This is a genomic window from Streptomyces sp. NPDC053431 (assembly GCF_044544925.1).
Taxonomy (GTDB): domain Bacteria; phylum Actinomycetota; class Actinomycetes; order Streptomycetales; family Streptomycetaceae; genus Streptomyces.
Genome location: NZ_JBITXX010000003.1, coordinates 485,256 through 501,655, shown reverse-complemented (window position 1 = coordinate 501,655; position 16,400 = coordinate 485,256). Strand labels below are relative to the sequence as shown.

Annotated in this window: 18 protein-coding genes; 6 read left to right on the top strand and 12 right to left on the bottom strand. The window is 72.9% G+C overall.

The window, feature by feature from the left end:
- The 3 genes from ACIGXE_RS11785 to ACIGXE_RS11775 form a co-directional block, all read right to left on the bottom strand.
- Positions 1-654 carry a DUF5063 domain-containing protein gene (locus ACIGXE_RS11785; RefSeq protein WP_399746008.1) on the bottom strand — a complete coding sequence of 218 codons (654 nt, stop codon included), beginning with the start codon at positions 652-654 and terminating at the stop codon, positions 1-3.
- 50 nt (positions 655-704) lie between these two features.
- Positions 705-1,304 carry a recombination mediator RecR gene (gene recR / locus ACIGXE_RS11780; protein WP_132915978.1) on the bottom strand — a complete coding sequence of 200 codons (600 nt, stop codon included), beginning with the start codon at positions 1,302-1,304 and terminating at the stop codon, positions 705-707.
- An 85-nt stretch (positions 1,305-1,389) separates the two neighbouring features.
- Complete coding sequence (locus ACIGXE_RS11775; protein ID WP_399746360.1) at positions 1,390-1,725, bottom strand: YbaB/EbfC family nucleoid-associated protein; 336 nt, start codon at positions 1,723-1,725, stop codon at positions 1,390-1,392.
- A 290-nt stretch (positions 1,726-2,015) separates the two neighbouring features.
- Between ACIGXE_RS11775 and ACIGXE_RS11770 the strand changes: the two genes are divergently transcribed.
- Positions 2,016-2,744 carry an SLATT domain-containing protein gene (locus tag ACIGXE_RS11770; protein ID WP_399746358.1) on the top strand — a complete coding sequence of 243 codons (729 nt, stop codon included), beginning with the start codon at positions 2,016-2,018 and terminating at the stop codon, positions 2,742-2,744.
- Between the two features lie 152 nt (positions 2,745-2,896).
- Here ACIGXE_RS11770 and ACIGXE_RS11765 read toward each other — a convergent pair whose 3' ends face one another.
- The 3 genes from ACIGXE_RS11765 to ACIGXE_RS11755 all read right to left on the bottom strand — a co-directional run bounded on the left by ACIGXE_RS11765 (position 2,897) and on the right by ACIGXE_RS11755 (position 5,815).
- Positions 2,897-3,550 (bottom strand): hypothetical protein, encoded by a 654-nt coding sequence (locus tag ACIGXE_RS11765; RefSeq protein WP_399746006.1) that lies wholly within the window; start codon positions 3,548-3,550, stop codon positions 2,897-2,899.
- Between the two features lie 108 nt (positions 3,551-3,658).
- The gene (locus ACIGXE_RS11760; protein ID WP_399746004.1) at positions 3,659-4,363 is read right to left on the bottom strand and encodes a GntR family transcriptional regulator; all 705 of its coding nucleotides are present in this window, start codon (positions 4,361-4,363) and stop codon (positions 3,659-3,661) included.
- A 90-nt stretch (positions 4,364-4,453) separates the two neighbouring features.
- A complete protein-coding gene (locus ACIGXE_RS11755) occupies positions 4,454-5,815 on the bottom strand; it encodes an aspartate aminotransferase family protein (RefSeq protein ID WP_399746002.1) in 1,362 nt (453 codons plus the stop codon).
- Positions 5,816-5,892: 77 nt separating this feature from the next.
- Here ACIGXE_RS11755 and ACIGXE_RS11750 point away from each other — a divergent pair, with 77 nt between their 5' ends.
- Positions 5,893-6,090 carry a hypothetical protein gene (locus tag ACIGXE_RS11750; RefSeq protein ID WP_399746000.1) on the top strand — a complete coding sequence of 66 codons (198 nt, stop codon included), beginning with the start codon at positions 5,893-5,895 and terminating at the stop codon, positions 6,088-6,090.
- 14 nt (positions 6,091-6,104) lie between these two features.
- Here ACIGXE_RS11750 and ACIGXE_RS11745 read toward each other — a convergent pair whose 3' ends face one another.
- The 3 genes from ACIGXE_RS11745 to ACIGXE_RS11735 all read right to left on the bottom strand — a co-directional run bounded on the left by ACIGXE_RS11745 (position 6,105) and on the right by ACIGXE_RS11735 (position 8,271).
- The gene (locus ACIGXE_RS11745) at positions 6,105-6,629 is read right to left on the bottom strand and encodes an RICIN domain-containing protein (protein WP_399745998.1); all 525 of its coding nucleotides are present in this window, start codon (positions 6,627-6,629) and stop codon (positions 6,105-6,107) included.
- 182 nt (positions 6,630-6,811) lie between these two features.
- Positions 6,812-7,702 carry a glycoside hydrolase family 19 protein gene (locus tag ACIGXE_RS11740; protein WP_399745996.1) on the bottom strand — a complete coding sequence of 297 codons (891 nt, stop codon included), beginning with the start codon at positions 7,700-7,702 and terminating at the stop codon, positions 6,812-6,814.
- 107 nt (positions 7,703-7,809) lie between these two features.
- Positions 7,810-8,271 (bottom strand): MarR family winged helix-turn-helix transcriptional regulator, encoded by a 462-nt coding sequence (locus ACIGXE_RS11735; protein ID WP_399745994.1) that lies wholly within the window; start codon positions 8,269-8,271, stop codon positions 7,810-7,812.
- 96 nt (positions 8,272-8,367) lie between these two features.
- Between ACIGXE_RS11735 and ACIGXE_RS11730 the strand changes: the two genes are divergently transcribed.
- Positions 8,368-8,844, top strand: coding sequence for a MarR family transcriptional regulator (locus tag ACIGXE_RS11730; RefSeq protein WP_399745992.1), 477 nt, complete (start codon positions 8,368-8,370; stop codon positions 8,842-8,844).
- A 2-nt stretch (positions 8,845-8,846) separates the two neighbouring features.
- Here ACIGXE_RS11730 and ACIGXE_RS11725 read toward each other — a convergent pair whose 3' ends face one another.
- Positions 8,847-9,803 carry an NADP-dependent oxidoreductase gene (locus ACIGXE_RS11725; protein WP_399745990.1) on the bottom strand — a complete coding sequence of 319 codons (957 nt, stop codon included), beginning with the start codon at positions 9,801-9,803 and terminating at the stop codon, positions 8,847-8,849.
- A 303-nt stretch (positions 9,804-10,106) separates the two neighbouring features.
- Between ACIGXE_RS11725 and ACIGXE_RS11720 the strand changes: the two genes are divergently transcribed.
- Complete coding sequence (locus tag ACIGXE_RS11720; RefSeq protein WP_399745988.1) at positions 10,107-11,969, top strand: serine/threonine-protein kinase; 1,863 nt, start codon at positions 10,107-10,109, stop codon at positions 11,967-11,969.
- A gap of 13 nt (positions 11,970-11,982) precedes the next feature.
- On the opposite strand, the gene ACIGXE_RS11715 is transcribed toward ACIGXE_RS11720, so the two are convergent.
- A complete protein-coding gene (locus tag ACIGXE_RS11715) occupies positions 11,983-12,891 on the bottom strand; it encodes a LysR family transcriptional regulator (RefSeq protein WP_399745986.1) in 909 nt (302 codons plus the stop codon).
- Between the two features lie 87 nt (positions 12,892-12,978).
- Between ACIGXE_RS11715 and ACIGXE_RS11710 the strand changes: the two genes are divergently transcribed.
- Positions 12,979-13,806, top strand: a complete 828-nt coding sequence (locus ACIGXE_RS11710; RefSeq protein WP_399745984.1) for an oxidoreductase — start codon at positions 12,979-12,981, stop codon at positions 13,804-13,806.
- Between the two features lie 136 nt (positions 13,807-13,942).
- Here the strand turns inward: ACIGXE_RS11710 and ACIGXE_RS11705 are convergent, their stop codons facing one another.
- Positions 13,943-15,226, bottom strand: coding sequence for an adenylosuccinate synthase (locus ACIGXE_RS11705; protein ID WP_399745983.1), 1,284 nt, complete (start codon positions 15,224-15,226; stop codon positions 13,943-13,945).
- 194 nt (positions 15,227-15,420) lie between these two features.
- On the opposite strand from ACIGXE_RS11705, the gene ACIGXE_RS11700 reads away from it, so the two are divergent.
- Positions 15,421-16,386 (top strand): diacylglycerol kinase, encoded by a 966-nt coding sequence (locus ACIGXE_RS11700; RefSeq protein WP_399746357.1) that lies wholly within the window; start codon positions 15,421-15,423, stop codon positions 16,384-16,386.
- Positions 16,387-16,400: the final 14 nt, after the last annotated feature.

The window sequence follows — 16,400 nt, the reverse complement described above, 5'->3', positions numbered from 1 at the left end:
TCAGCCCTCGCGCCGGCCCAGCCCGCCCAGCTCCGCCGCCATCACGCGCCCCGCCTCCTCGGCGAGATCGTCCTCCGTGAGGTCCTCGTCCGTGTCCAGCCCGTCGAGCGCCGCCAGCGGCTGGTCGAGGCGGACGTGGGCGACCAGCGACTGCAGCGCGCGCAGGGTCGCGGAGGCGGTGGGGCCCCAGTTGGAGAAGTACGAGAACTGCCACCACCACAGCGCCTCGCTCGTCCGGCCGGCCCGGTAGTGGGCGAGGCCGTGCCGCAGGTCGGTGACGATGTCGGCGAGATTGTCGGAGATCCGGGCCGGCACGGGCGCCTTGCGCGGCTCGTACGGGTCGAAGACCTCCGAGAAGACGTCCACCGGCTCCAGCATGACCGCGAAGCGCTCGCGCAGGTCGTCCATGTCCATGTCGGGACCCGCGTCGGGCTCGTAGCGCTCGTCCGGGACGATGTCCTCGTGCGCGCCGAGCCGGCCGCCCGCGAGGAGCAGCTGGGAGACCTCCAGGAGCAGGAACGGCACCGCGCTGTCGGGCTCGTCGCCCTTGGCGACCTCGGTCGTCGCGACGATGAAGCTCTCGATCGAGTCCGCGATCTGGACGGCGAAGTCGTCCGGGTCCTGCGTGATGGAGTGCAGCGTGGCGTCAGACATCGAGGAGCCTCCCTGAGAGTGCGCCGTCGTGCGCACGGACCCGTTCGTCGTCATACATCTAGCAGCCGCCGCCCCTCGAAGGCACGCCCCAGGGTGACCTCGTCGGCGTACTCCAGGTCGCCGCCGACCGGCAGACCGCTGGCGAGACGCGTCACCTTCAGGCCCATGGGCTTGATCATCCGCGCCAGATAGGTCGCGGTGGCCTCGCCCTCCAGATTCGGGTCGGTGGCCAGGATCAGCTCGGTGACGGTGCCGTCCGCGAGCCGCGCGAGCAGCTCACGGATCCGCAGGTCGTCCGGGCCGACGCCCTCGATGGGGCTGATCGCGCCGCCGAGCACGTGGTAGCGCCCGCGGAACTCACGGGTCCGCTCGATGGCGACGACGTCCTTGGGCTCCTCGACCACACAGATGACGGTCAGGTCCCGGCGCGGGTCGCGGCAGATGTTGCACTGCTCCTGCTGGGCCACGTTGCCGCAGACCGCGCAGAACCTGACCTTCTCCTTGACCTCCAGGAGCGCCTGGGCGAGCCGTCGCACGTCGGTGGGCTCTGCCTGGAGGACGTGGAAGGCGATCCGCTGCGCGCTCTTGGGACCGACGCCGGGCAGCCTGCCCAGTTCGTCGATGAGGTCCTGAACCACGCCTTCGTACAACGGAACGCCCTTCTCGGGAGTGCTTGATTCTTACGGTAGTGGCTGGAAACCAGCCTTAGAAGGTGTACGGGGGAAAGCCGCGGGGTCAGAAGCCCAGCCCCGGCACCCCGCCGAGGCCCTGCGCCAGCGGGCCCAGCTTGTCCTGCTGGAGCTGCTGCGCGTTCTCGTTGGCGGCCTGCACGGCGGCCACGATCAGGTCGGCCAGGGTCTCGGTGTCCTCCGGGTCGACCGCCTTCGGGTCGATCACCAGGCCGCGCAGCTCGCCCGAGCCGGTCACGGTCGCCTTCACCAGACCACCGCCCGCCTGGCCGTCGACCTCGGTCCGCGCGAGCTCCTCCTGCGCGCGGGCGAGGTCCTGCTGCATCTTCTGGGCCTGCTGGAGGAGCTGCTGCATGTTGGGCTGGCCACCACCGGGGATCACGGTCACTCACTCCTGCTGGTCTGCGTACGCGGATGCTGATGCGGATGCGGATGTCGCTGAGCCGAGCCTACGTGGTCCCCGACCGGGGTGCCGACACAACACTTTCGAGTGAGAAACTGCGGGCTCCTCTACCTGATCAACACCCTCTTGCGGGCGGAAATCCCGGGATTCCGGGCCCACAGCCCACCATTCGGCGGTAGGAAGGGCAGGCACCACGTGCACCGCACGTCACAGAAGGACACGAGCGCTGAGCTGAACAGAGGAGTTCCCCGGTGAGCCAGCAGCCGGACATGCAGCCGCAGCCGGGGAATCCCGAAGGCCCGGGCAGGCCCGGAGGTCCGGCCGCGCACCGCGATCTGACCGGTTCGCCCTTCCCGCTGGGCGACTGGGGCGAGCCCGCCGAGCGCCTCGACGAGCTCTACCGCTGGGTCGAGTCCAACGCGCTGCGCACCGCCGAGTGGTATCTCTCCGACCGCGTCTGGAAACGCCGCTGCGCCCGCGCGCTGCGCGTCGGCACGGCCCTCGGGGTGATCGCGGGCGCCGCGCTGCCGCTCCTCGACCTGACCGGCGCGGCCGAGGGGACCGCCGGCTGGGGCTATCTGTCGCTGCTGCTGGGCGCGGCCTGTCTGGCCTGCGACCGCTACTTCGGCCTGACCTCGGGCTGGATAAGGGACGTGGCCACCGCGCAGGCCGTGCAGCGGCGGCTGCAGGCCCTGCAGTTCGACTGGGCGTCGGAGAGCGTGCGCGAGGTCCTCGGCCCCACCGAGGGCACGGCCAGCGAGGCCGCCGAGCGCTGTCTGGGCGTACTGCGCCGCTTCTCCGAGGACGTGACGGAGCTGGTGCGGGCCGAGACGGCGGACTGGATGGTCGAGTTCCGCTCGGGCCCGGCGCCGCTGGCCCTGCAGGCGGTCGGCACGACCCCGGCCCGCCCCGAGAGCGGCCACCCCTCCGGCCGCTTCCCGCTGCCGCCGGGCACCCGCCCGAACATGCCGCGGCAGCGGCCGCCGGAGCCGCGCTGAGGCCCGTACGGGTGGTCCCGTACGGGTACGGCGGGCCCCTGGCCGGATGCGTACCCGTGCGGGAGGGGGGCGACGCCTCGCTCGGGTGAGGGTGAGGGTGCGGGTGCGGGTGCGGGCCGGGGCGTTGGCTCGGCGGTGCGGGGGCCGGTGGCTCAGCTGAGGATGATCATGGAGCCCTGGCCGAGGCTCCGGGTGGCCGCCGCGTGCAGGCCCAGCCAGACGTGCCGCTCCCGGGCGAAGGGGCTGTCGTCCTGGTAGGGGACCGGGGCCGCCGGCTCGTCCAGGGCGGTGGGCCGCTCCGGCGGGCGCGGCGCGGCCGGCGGGTTGGCCGGGTCGATGCCGATCGCGGGCGCGACGAACTCCAGCTCGCGCAGCAGCCCCTGCGAGGAGCCGAGCGGGCCGCCGCCCTCCAGGAGCTCGTCGTTGGACAGCGGCACGGGGAAGTCGACCGGCACGTAGGCGCCGGCGTGGTCGTAGTGCCACACCAGGTGGGACTGCTGGGCCGTCGACTCGAACATCTCCAGGAGCTGCTCGTAGTCGCCGCCGAGCTCGCCGACCGGCTCGACGGGCAGCCCGCAGATCTGGAGCAGGTAGGCGCGGCGCAGGAAGTGCAGGGCCTCGTAGTCGAAGCCGGCGACCGGAGCGACGTCCCCGGAGAGCCCCGGCATGTACGCGTAGACGGGCACGGTCGGCAGGCCGGCCGCGGTCAGCGCGTGGTCGTAGACGGCGATCTCTTCGGCGAAGGGGTTGTCGGGGCTGTGGCACAGCACGTCGACGAGGGGGACCAGCCACAGGTCACAGGCCAAGGGAGGCTCGCTCTCCGTCAGTTACGGGCTCGGGTGCAGGGACGGCCAGGGTAGTCGGGCCCGCACGCCCCGCACACCCGCTGGGTGCCTGCCCCCGGAAGGGCCTCCTCAACCCGTACGGCCCGAACGCCGGTCCAGCCGGTCCGCCCACTCCAGCGAGCGCGTGTTGTAGTCCCGTACGACCGCGACCGCGCCCTCCGCGTCGCCGCGGGTGATCGCGTCCACCAGGTCGACGTGGCCGCTCCACAGCCAGCCCACCAGATCGCGGTCGGAGCGCAGGTAGGGCACGGAGAAGACCCATGCCTGGACGCGCAGCCGGTGCAGGAAGTCGGCGATGTGGTCGTTCGCCGAGACCAGCCGGCCCAGCTCGCGCCAGTAGCGGATGTCGTAGCCGATGAGGACGTCCAGGTCACCGGCCCGGGCGGCGCGGGCGGCCGCCTCGCCACGGCGGCGGATCGACACCAGCGCGACCCCGTAGGAGAGGTCGGGTTCGCCGGGCGCGGGGTGCGGGGCGTGGCGGCGGAAGATGCCGTCGACGACGAGCATCCGGGCCTCGACCATGCCCCGGTAGTCGTCGACCGAGAACTGGTGCACGCGGAAGCCCCGGTGCTGGTCGGAGTCGAGCAGCCCCTGCGCGCAGAGGTCGACGAGGGCCTCGCGCACCGGCGTCGCGGACACGCCGTACTGCTCGGCGATCTGCTTGACGGTGAACTCCTCACCGGGCTGGAGACGCCCCGCGAGGACCTCGTCACGCAGCGCGTCCGCGATCTGCTGCCGCAGGGTGTTGCGGGTGACAGCTCCGCTCGCGGGCATAGTGGTCGGCCCCCTCCGTCCGGCTCCCGGACACCCTAGTCCAGACCGCGGAGAGGGCCGATCAGGTCACACGGTGTGACGCCGGAGGCCTCAGACCGTGTGCTCGTCGGCGACCGACAGCGCCGCGTCGAGGGCCGCGAGACCCTCCTTGACCTCCGCCTCGGAGACGTTGCAGGCCGGGACGACGTGCGTGCGGTTCATGTTGATGAAGGGCCACAGGCCGTTCTTCTTCGCCGCGGCGCCGAAGGCGGCCATCGGCGCGTTGGCCTCGCCCGTCGCGTTGTACGGGACGAGCGGCTCGCGGGTCTCCTTGTTCCTGACCAGGTCGAGGGCCCAGAAGACACCGAGGCCGCGCACCTCGCCGACCGAGGGGTGGCGCTCGGCGAGCTCGCGCAGGGCGGGGCCGATGACGTTCTCGCCGATGTGGGCGGCGTGCTCGACGACCTTCTCCTCCTCCATCACCTGAAGGGTGGCGACGGCGGCGGCGCAGGCCAGCGGGTGCCCGGAGTAGGTGAGGCCACCGGGGTAGGGGCGGGTCTCGAAGGTGGCGGCGATCTCGGCGCTGATCGCGACGCCGCCGAGCGGCACGTAGCCGGAGTTGACGCCCTTCGCGAAGGTCATCAGGTCGGGCACGACGTCGAAGTGGTCGGCGGCGAACCACGCGCCGGTGCGGCCGAAGCCGGCCATGACCTCGTCGAGGACGAAGACGATGCCGTACCTGTCGCAGATCTCGCGCACGCCGGCCAGGTAGCCGGGCGGCGGGGTCATGATGCCGGCGGTGCCCGGGACGGTCTCCAGGATGATCGCGGCGATGGTCTGCGGGCCCTCGAAGGCGATGGTGTCCTCGAGGTGGGCGAGGGCGCGCTCGCACTCCTGCTGCTCGGTCTCGGCGTAGAACGGCGAGCGGTAGAGGAACGGCGCCCAGAAGCGCACGACGCCCGCGGAACCGGTGTCGGAGGCCCAGCGGCGCGGGTCGCCGGTCAGGTTGATCGCGGTGGAGGTGGCGCCGTGGTACGAGCGGAAGGCCGAGAGCACCTTGTGGCGGCCCGTGTGCAGCCGGGCCATGCGGACGGCGTTCTCGACGGCCTCGGCGCCGCCGTTGGTGAAGAAGATCTTGTTCAGGTCGCCCGGGGTGCGCTCGGCGATGAGGCGTGCGGCCTCGGAGCGGACGTCCACGGCGAAGGCGGGCGCGAAGGTGGCGAGCCGGCCGGCCTGCTCCTGGATCGCGGCGACGACCTTGGGGTGCTGGTAGCCGATGTTGGTGTAGACGAGCGCGCTGGTGAAGTCCAGGTAGCGGTTGCCGTCGTAGTCCCAGAAGTACGAACCCTCCGCGCCGGCGACGGCGAGCGGGTCGATCAGGCCCTGGGCGGACCAGGAATGGAAGACGTGCGCCCGGTCGGCGGCCTTGACGGCCGCTCCGGTACGGGGGTCGGGTTCGACATGAGGGGTCATGGCTCCGAGGGTAAGGAAGCGCAGGTGGAGCGGGCCATGGCCATCTTGTCCACCGAGACCCGGAGCAACGAGACAGATTGCCGGGAGCGCGTTCGGCGACGGATTCCGTAGGGCCGCTCACGGCAGTCTCCGATCGCCGCGTCGACCCGGGCCACGCGGAACCGGCCGCCCGGCTCACGAAGGAGCTGGGCGGCCGGGAGGCGTCCGACGAGAACGTCCGGGTCCCGGAGCGGCTCTCCGAGGCGCTGGACGCGCTGGACCGAACGCCGGAGTGAGGGGGAGCCCCGGACTACCAGCCGGTGCTGGGGTAGTAGCCCCAGCGCTGGTTGTCGTTGCCGTTGAACGGCCAGGCGATCATCTGGACGCCCCACTCGTGGGTGCCCTGCGGCACGTCGACGGCGTGCCCGGTCGTCGGGTTGACGTAGGCCAGGCCCTGCTCGTCCCAGACCTGGTTCCAGCCGTTGTTGCAGTACCAGAGGATCAGCGGGGCGCCCCGGTCCCGGCTCGCGCCGGAGATGTCCAGGCAGAGACCGCTGTACGAGTTGACCAGGGTGGGCCGGCCGTAGGCGTCCTTCGAGCCGTACCAGAGCTGGTGCAGCCCGCCGTTGCACTCCCACTGGGTCACGCGGGCGCCGGCGGTGGTGCTCTCGCCGCTGGACTCCAGGCACAGGCCGGTCTCGTGGTTCTTCAGGGTGTAGCCCGAGTAGATCTCGTCCGCCGAGGCGGAGGAGGCGCCGACCAGGCTCGTGGCGGCGACGGCGAGCGTCGCCGCCCCGGCGGCGGCCAGGCGGCGGATCTTGCTGCTGAGGGCCATCGTGTTCCTTCGGTGACGGCACGGGAGAGACCGGCCGGCACGGCCCGCACGCGGGCATGACACCGCACCACCGCAGGCTCCCCCGTGGCCTTCGGTCGTTGATCGACTCGGAACCTAACCATCGGCCGTGGGCATGTCACACCGGCTCGCCCGGGGTGTCGCGCCGGCCGTCCGCGACTTGGCTAGCAGTACAGGTTCGCCCCGGCGGGGACGCCCAGGATCTGGGTGAACTGCTGATACCTGGTCACCCGGCTCTGCACCTGGGCCGGGTTGCCGCCGTTGCACTCCAGGGAGCCGTTGATGGAGCGGATGGTCTCGCCGAAGCCGGCGCCGTTGACCATGGCGTTGTGGGCGGTCATGGTGCCGGGGCCGTTCTGGGTGTTCCAGTACCAGAGGCCGGTCTTCCAGGCGACGGCCGCGTCGCGCTCGACACGGTAGGGGTCGGCCAGGAGGTTGATGCCGAGGGCGTCACCGGCGGCCTTGTAGTTGAAGTTCCAGGAGAGCTGGATGGGGCCGCGGCCGTAGTAGGCGGCCTGGCCGGCGGGGCAGCCGTAGGGCTGCGTGGCGTCGCAGTAGTGGGGGTAGTTGGCGGTGTTCTGCTCGACGACGTACACGAGGCCGCCGGTCTCGTGGTGGACGTTGGCGAGGAAGGCCGCGGCCTCCTGCTTCTTCACGGTGTCGCTGCCCGTGGTGGCGAAGCCGGGGTACGCGCCGAGGGCGGCGGTGAGCCCCGCGTACGTGTAGAAGGGGTTCCGGCCCGGGAACATCTGGTCGAACTGGGCCTGGGACACCACGAATCCGGTGGTGGGCGGCGGGGTGGTACCGCCACCGCCGCCGCAGGCGCCCTCGTCGCGCCAGACGTCCGCGGTGCCGGGACGCTCGTTCTGGGTCCACCACTTGGCGTACCAGTTGTGGCCGTTGTACGAGGCGGTCATGCCGCCCGTGTAGACGCCGGTGGAGTTCCAGGCGGCCACGCAGGCGGGCGCCGCGCCCGCCTGGCCGGCGGGCAGGAGTACGGCGAGGCCGACGACCGTACAGATCGCGGCGAGGACGGTGAGCAGACGTCGCAGCATGCGCTCGTCCTTCCGGTGGGGGGAAGGCCACGAAAGCGCGATTGGTCTGTACCTGTCAATGGTCTGGACCGGATCGAACCGGACCGGACTTTTCCGCCCAGCGCGGGTCAGCGCGCCAGCACACGCTCCAACAGGGCGACGAGCAGGGCGCGTTCGGCGACGGACAGCGGCTCCATCAGATCGTCCTGCGCGTCCGCGAGGACCTTGTCGAGGCGCTTGAGGTGCTTGCGGCCCTGCGGGGTGAGGGTGACGACGTTGCGGCGGCGGTCCGCGGGGTCGGGGGTGCGGGCGACATGGCCCCGCTCCTCCAGCTCGTTGATGACGGCGACGAGATCGCTGCGATAGATGCCGGTGCGCCGGCTGAGGCCGGCCTGGCTCGTCGGACCGTGCTCGTCGAGGGAGGCGAGCACCGCGTAGTGCCACTTGCGCGCGTCCTCGGCGGCGAGGCGCTCGCTCACCACACGGTCGGCCCGGGCGGCGGTCATGGCGAGGAGGCGACTGGGGAGGCCGCGGAGGCGGTCGGGGGTCTGCGCCTCGTCCATCTCGGCGGTCTGGGGGGTCTCGGTCATGCCGTGCAGATTACCTCTTGCGTTAGTGGCACGAACGATCTAATGTCGTTCGTGCGAGAAACGTTAGTAATCCGAACGTTAGAGGAGTGAACGAGCATGTCCGCGAACACCACCACCGCCACCCCTGCCGCTGCCGCCACCGCCCCCCTCGCCGACGCCCGCGCCCTGGGGCTGGCGCACTACGCCGCCCGGGGCGTCCTGGAGGTCGTCCTGGCCCGGCACGGCGCCACGTTCCAGCAGCAGATCGCCCTGCGCGCCGCCGTCACCGCCGAGACCCCGCTGACGCCGGAGGAGCTCGTCGCCCAGGTCCGGGGCTCCCTGAAGGCCGACCCGGAGGACATCCGCGCCACGCTCGACGTGCTGACGGCCGGGCGGCTGCTCGTCGAGGACGGCGCGCACCTCCGCCCCACCGACGCCGGACGGGAGCTGCTGGCGACGATCGGCGCGGCGACCGCCCCCGTCTCGGCCCGGATCTGGGGCGGCATATCCGTCGAGGACCTCGCCGCCGCCGGCCGCGTGCTCGCCCTGGTCACCGAGCGGGCCGACGCGGAGTTCGCGGCGCTGACGGCGTGAGGTCAGCGGATCATCAGGACGATCCGGCCGGGCCGGTGGCCCGACTCCGCGCGGCGATGGGCCTCGGCGGCTTCCTCCAGGGGCATGACGTCGGCCACGCGGGTGATGAGCTCCCGGGCCGCCACCTGCTCCAGGACCCTCTTCAGACGGCCCGCGTCGGGCCGGGCGCGGTCGAACTCGACGCGGATGTCCCGCTCGGGCTCCGGGAGGCGGTCCGGGGCGAAGGAGACGAAGACGCCGCGGTCCTTCAGGACGGCCATCGCCACGGTGCCCATCAGGGCCCCGTCGAAGATGCCGTCGACACCCTCCGGGGCGTGCTCCCGCACCTGGCGGAGCACGTCGAGGGCCTCGCCGCGGGGGACGCACTCCTTGGCACCGAGGATCTTCAGCTCGTGCTCGTCACCCTCGTACGAGACGGCGATCACGCGCAGCCCGGCCGCCGCGCCCAGCTGCACCACGAAACGGCCCACCACGCCGCTGGCACCGGTGACGAGCAGCACGGCGCCGGGCGGGAGATTCAGCAGTTCGATGCCCTGGAGGGCGGTGAGCGCGGCCAGCGGGACGGACGCGGCCGTGGTGAAGTCCACGTCGTCCGGGAGCGGGGCGAACCACTCCGGGTCCGCCCAGATGACCTCCGCGTAGGTGCCCTGACCCGACAGTTCCTCGTACCAGGGCATGAATCCCGCGACCCGGGTGCCGACCGGCAGGGTGCCCCCGGGGCCGGGCGCCGGATCGAGAAGCTTGCCCGCGAAGTCCGTGCCCAGGACGAAGGGAGGTCGCAGACCACCCATGTGGTCGACGTACAGACCGGCCCGGATCCGGAGGTCCCCGATGGTGATGCCGGCGGCCTTGAGCTGCACGCGCACCTTGCCCGGCACCTCACCGGGCTGGGGGTCCGGGCGGCGGGCCATACTCAGGACCTCGGGTCCGCCGTAGGCGGTGACTTCGACGACACGCATGGGGAATCTCCTCTGCGGAAGCCCCCTCGTCGCCATTACACCCACGCCCGCCACCCCCGGCAACAGGGACGCGGCGGTCTGGGTACCCCACCTCGGGACCCCCGCGCCTCCGGGGCCCGGCCGGGGGATCGGCCGGGCCCCGGCCGGGGGATCGGCGGGCGGCCCGGCGGCTGGGCCCTGCGGCGGCCGGCGGCGGCCGCCCGCAGTCGCCGGCATCCGCCCGGCGCCGCCCCCAGGGCGCGGAGATCCACGGGGTGGGATGAGGCGGGCCGGTGGGCGGCGGGTCTGGCATTCTCTTTCGACGTGGATCCCTTGAACGCGGAAGACCCGGTGGCCATAGGACCGTTCCGGCTGCTCGGGCGGCTCGGCACGGGCGGCATGGGGCGGGTGTACCTGGCACGTTCGGCGGGCGGACGGGCCGTCGCGGTGAAGGTCGTGCACCCGGAGCTGGCCGCCCAGGACGAGTTCCGGCGCCGCTTCGCCCGCGAGGTCTCCGCCCTGGAGCGGGTCGGCGGCACCGGCACCGCGCCCGTGCTCGGCGCCGACACCGAGGCCGACGTCCCCTGGGTCGCGGTCGGTTACGTCCCCGGCCCCTCGCTGCGCACCGTCGTCAACGAGGAGTACGGGCCGCTGCCGCCCGACAGCGTCCGGACCCTCGCCTCGGGGCTCGCCCGCGCGCTCACCCACGTCCACGCCGCCGGCCTGGTGCACCGCGACCTGAAGCCGTCCAACGTGCTGCTCACCGTCGACGGCCCGCAGATCATCGACTTCGGCATCGCCCGCGCCCTCGACACCGTCACCGACGGCGGCCTGACCAGCACCGGCGCGGTCGTCGGCTCGCCCGGATTCATGTCGCCCGAGCAGGTCCGCGGCGAGCGGGTCACCCCCGCCTCCGACATCTTCTGCCTGGGGTCCGTGCTGGTCTACGCGGCGACCGGGCGTTCGCCGTTCGGCTCGTCCGACAGCGGCGTCCACGCCACCATGTTCCGCATCGCCAACGAGGAGCCCGACCTCACCGGGCTCGCGCCCGAACTCGCCGGGCTGATCCGGGCCTGCCTCACCAAGGACCCGGAGGGGCGCCCCTCGGCCACCGAGCTCGTCGACACCCTCCAGGTCACCGACCCCTGGCTGCCCGCCGACGTGCTGGTCCGGCTCGGCCGGCACGCCGCCAAGGTCCTGGAGGCCGAGGGCAGCGCGGCCGCCGAGGCGGGCGACCCCACCCCCGCGACCCCGCTACCGCCGGGCCACCCCGCGGCGCCCCGGCGCCGGCGCCGCGGGGTGCTGGTCGCCGCCGTCACCGCGCTCGTCGTCGCGGCGGCCGGGGCACTGGCGTACACGTACTGGCCCGGCCCGGGCACCGGAGGCGGTGCGGGGGGTCAGGAGAACAAGGCGCGCGGCGGCACCGGGACGCCCGCCGCGCGGGCGTCCGGGATCGTGCCCGCCACCTTCCTCGGGGCCTGGGAGGGCATCCTTCAGGGCTCCGTCAGCCACCCCCGCGAGACCCTCCGGCTGGAGATCACCCAGGGCGCGGCCGGCAGCAAGTCCGCCGTCTACGTCCACGTCACCGACGAGCGCCTGTGCATGGGCCGCTCCCGGCTCGTCTCGGCCGACGAGGACAAGGTCGTCCTCGGCGAGTCCGACGTCACCACCAGCGTGCCCGCCCAGCGCTGCACGCCCTCCGCCCAGCAGACCCTCACCCTGCGCTCGCCCGAGGTCCTGGAGTGGACCTCCGGCGCCGCGAAGGCCACCTTCCGCAAGGGGCGGACCGGTTCCGAGGTCCTCCCGGCGAAGTTCCTCGGCAGCTGGCGGATGAAGAACGACCCCACCGTGTTCGGCAAGAACGTCGACCGCTACACCGACGAGGTGACGCTCACCCAGGGGCCGATCGGCTCCGCCGTCTTCCGTTACGAGCAGGGCTATCCGCGCACCGACGAGGAGGGGAACCCCACCTCCGAGTCGGTGCACTGCACCTTCACGGCCCTGCTCGCCGGCACGGGCACCCCCCTGGTCATCGGCCCGCAGACGGCCGAGCCGGGCTCGGACCCCGAGTGCGGCCCCACCGGCGGCCTCGCGGGCTACCTCGACATCGTCCGCTACCAGGGCGAGGACCGGCTGCTGGTCTATCCGATGACGGACGCCGAGCCGGGCGAGTTCCACAAGGACTAGAGACCCTCCCGCGTCACGGCGCGTCCGGGGCCACGGCCGCCGCCGCGCGGGCGTAGTCGCGGACCAGCTCGCGGGTGTTGTCGGCGCGCCAGGCCAGGACGAAGCGGCTGGGGCTGACGCCGCGGACCGGGCGGGTGACGACGCCGCCGCGGGTGAGGAGCGGGGCGTTGCCGGTGGCGACCAGGCAGATGCCGAGGCCGCCGACCAGCGCCTCGTACGTCTCGTCGGCGCTGGCGATCTCGGCGCCGACGACCGGCGGCCGCCCGCCGCGGGCGTCCAGGGCCAGCCAGTAGTCGCGGAGTTCGGGCCCGGTGTCCGGCAGGGCGAGGAAGGGCTCGTCGAGCAGCTCGGTGAAGTCGAGGCTCTCGCGGGCCGCCAGCGGATGCGACTCCGGCAGGGCGACGAGCCGGGGCTCGGTGGCGACGACGACCCAGCGGAAGCGTTCCGCGCCGGTCAGCGGCAGCCACACGAAGGCCACGTCGCTGCCGCCGTCCGCGAGTCCGGCCGTCGGGTCCTCCCAGCCGACCTGCCGCAGCCGTGTCCGCGCCGTCGGACGGGCCTCGGTGAAACGGGACCGGATCGCGGGGAGCAGCCCGCCCCGCCCCGGGCTGGTGCTCATCCCGACCACCAGCGTGGCACCGGCCGCCGCCCGGGCCTCCCGTACGGCCCCGTCGGCCTCCGCCCAGGCGGCGAGCACGGCGCGGGCGTGCGGCAGCAGGGCGGCGCCGACCGCGGTGAGCCGTACCCCCTGCCGGTCCCGGTCGAAGAGCGGGGCGCCGAGCTGCCGTTCGAGGGCCCTGATCTGTTTGCTGAGCGACGGCTGCGAGACGTAGAGACGTTCGGCCGCACGGGTGAAGTGGAGCTCCTCCGCGACCGCGAGGAAGTAGCGCAGATCCCGGCCGTGCACGTCCGTGAGGGTCATGCCCATGGGCTATCACGACGGATCTTGGACGGGCAACGCCGTTAAGAGTCAGGCTGGTTGCACGACGAACGAGGGGAATCCGAGAACATGAGCAAGGTCTGGCTGATCACCGGGGCGAACAGCGGCTTCGGGCGCGCCTTCACCGAGGCCGCGGTCGCCGCCGGCGACGTCGTGGTCGCCGCCGCCCGCCGCGCCGGCACCCTGGACGAGCTGGTCGCCGCGCACCCCGACCAGGTCGAGGCGGTCACCCTGGACGTCACCGACCACGCGGCCGTCGACCGGGTGGTCGCCGGGATCGCGGAGCGCCACGGCCGCATCGACGTCCTGGTCAACAACGCGGGCCGCACGCACGTCGGTTCGGTCGAGGAGACCGGTGACGCCGAACTGCGCTCGCTCTTCGACGTGCACGTCTTCGGCCCCGCCGCCCTGACCCGCGCCGTCCTGCCCCACATGCGGGCCCGCCGCTCCGGCGCGATCGTCCAGCTGAGCAGCGTCGGCGGTCAGATGTCGATGGCCGGCTTCGGCGCGTACAGCGCGACGAAGTTCGCCCTGGAGGGCATGTCGGAGGCGCTGGCCGCCGAGGTGAACCCGCTCGGCATCCACGTCCTCATCGTCGAGCCGGGCGCCTTCCGCACGGGTCTCTTCGGCAACCACAGCCTCAGCGAGGACGGCATCGCCGACTACGCCGACACCGTCGGCGCCACCCGTGCCTTCGTCGAGACCGGCGGCGGCACGCAGGCGGGCGACCCGGCCAAGGCCGCCGCCGCCGTACTGGCCGCCCTGGACGCCGAGGAGAAGCCGCTGCGCCTCGCCCTCGGCGACGACTCCATCGACACGATCTACCAGCACCTCGACCAGGTGCGGGGCGACCTGGCGGCCTGGGAGAAGGTGGGCCGGGACACGAAGCTGGCCTGAACCCCGGCCGGCGGACGGAAACGGCCGGCGGCCGGAAAGCCCGCGAGGGCGGCGCCCGGGAAACCGGCGCCGCCCTCGCGGTGTCGTGCCCGCCCGCTCCGCCCCGCGGAACGGGCGGGCACGACGTGGTCGTCTCCTACAGGAAGGAGTTGATCTCGATCGTCTCGGTGCGGCCGGGGCCGACGCCGATCGCGGAGATCGGGGCGCCGGACATCTCCTCCAGGGCCTTCACGTAGGCCTGGGCGTTCTTCGGCAGGTCGCCGAAGGTCTTGGCCTTGGTGATGTCCTCGGACCAGCCCGGGAGCATCTCGTAGACCGGCTTCGCGTGGTGGAAGTCCGTCTGCGAGTAGGGCAGCTCCTCGACGCGCTTGCCGTCGATCTCGTAGGCGACGCACACCGGGATCTGCTCCCAGCCGGTCAGCACGTCGAGCTTGGTCAGGAAGAAGTCGGTCAGGCCGTTCACGCGGGTGGCGTAGCGGGCGATGACCGCGTCGAACCAGCCACAGCGGCGGTCACGGCCGGTGGTGACACCGCGCTCGCCGCCGATGCGGCGCAGCGCCTCGCCGTCCTCGTCGAACAGCTCGGTCGGGAACGGGCCGGCGCCGACCCGGGTCGTGTACGCCTTGAGGATGCCGATGACCCGGCTGATCTTCGTCGGGCCCACGCCGGCGCCGGTGCAGGCACCGCCGGCGGTCGGGTTCGAGGAGGTGACGAAGGGGTACGTGCCGTGGTCGACGTCGAGCAGGGTGCCCTGGCCGCCCTCGAAGAGCACGACCTTGTCGTCGTCGAGCGCCTTGTTCAGGATCAGCGTGGTGTCGGCGACGTACGGCTTGATCTGCTCCGCGTACTGGAGCATCTCCTCGACGATCTGCGCGGCGTCGATGGCACGGCGGTTGTAGAGCTTGGCGAGCAGCTGGTTCTTGCCCTCCAGCGCCGCCTCGACCTTCTGGGCGAGGATCGACTCGTCGTACAGGTCCTGGACCCGGATGCCGACGCGGTTGATCTTGTCGGCGTAGGTCGGGCCGATGCCGCGGCCGGTGGTGCCGATCTTGCGCTTACCGAGGAACCGTTCCGTCACCTTGTCGAGGGTGACGTTGTACGGCGTGATCAGATGGGCGTTGCCGCTGATCAGGAGCTTCGAGGTGTCGACGCCGCGCTCGTTCAGCCCGCTCAGCTCGGAGAGCAGGACCGCCGGGTCGACGACGACGCCGTTTCCGATGACCGGGGTACACCCCGGCGAGAGGATTCCGGAAGGGAGCAGGTGCAGTGCGTACTTCTGGTCGCCTACGACGACCGTGTGGCCGGCATTGTTGCCGCCCTGGTAACGCACCACGTAGTCAACGGAACCACCGAGCAGGTCGGTGGCCTTTCCCTTGCCCTCGTCACCCCACTGAGCACCGAGCAGCACAAGTGCGGGCACAGGCGTACACCCCTTCCGGGCGGGGCATGTCCAAGGTCAGGGGGCCGACGCCGCCTCACCGGTGTGCCCCGGAATAGACGAAGCCCCTGGCGCAATAGCGCAAGGGGCTCTTGCACAAAGAGACTACCCGAGGAAGGACCGAGGTGTCGGATCACGACCAGCTGCTGGTCATCGTCGACCCGGTCGCCCGCCGAATGGACGGCGAGTCCGTACGGATCGCGAAAGATGTGCTGTCAGCGGGCGCGGCAGCGAAGATCTGCCTGCCCGACAGTCCGGAGGAATTCTCCCGCGCCCTGTCCCGGCGCGGCTCCCGGCGCCCCGTCGTCCTCGGCGACGACCGCGCGCTGCTGCGCACCGTGACCCTGCTGCACCGCGAGGCCGCTGCCGGACGGGCGGTCATGGGCGGGGCGGGCGTCACCGCGGCGGGCGTCGGCGGGGCGGTCGGCGCCGGCGCCGCCGGGGCCGGCATCAGCGGACCCGGCATCGGCGGGCCGGGCCTCGGCGGACCCGGCATCGGCGGGCCGGGCATCGGCGGACCCGGCATCGGCGGGCCGGGCATCGGCGGGCCAGGCCTCGGCGGACCGTTCGCGGGCGGGGTGCTGGCGCTCGTGCCCATCGGCGCCCCCGACCGGCTGCGGACCGCCCACGCGCTCGGCGTGCCGCCCGGCACGGTCGCCGCCGCCCGGGCCGTCCTCGACGGCGTGGTGCGCCGGCTCGACCTGCTCGTCGACGACAGCGACGGCGTCGTCCTCGACCGACTCGACGTCCCCGCCTCCCGCAGTCTCGTCCCCGCGCCGCCCACCGTCTGGGACACCTGCCGCTCCCTGGTGCGCACCCTGGTCCGGCCGGCCCCGACGGCCCTCGCGGAGCGCACCCACCGGCTGCGGGTCGAGGCGGACGGGGTGCTGCTCTGTGACGTCGACACCCCCGTGGAGGGCCTCACGGTCCGCGCCCTGGGCGGCGCGGCCGCCCTGTCCCTGGCCCCGGCCGGCGCCCCGCCGGTCCGGGTCACCGCCCGCACCCTGACCGTCACGGGCCCGGACTTCCGCTACCGCGCCGACAGCACGGTCTCGGGCCCGGTCCGGCGCCGGACCTGGACGGTACGGCCGGGGGCCTGGGGCCTGACAATTCCCGCGCCCGCCCCGGCGGACACCGCATAGGCTCGGCCGCCGGA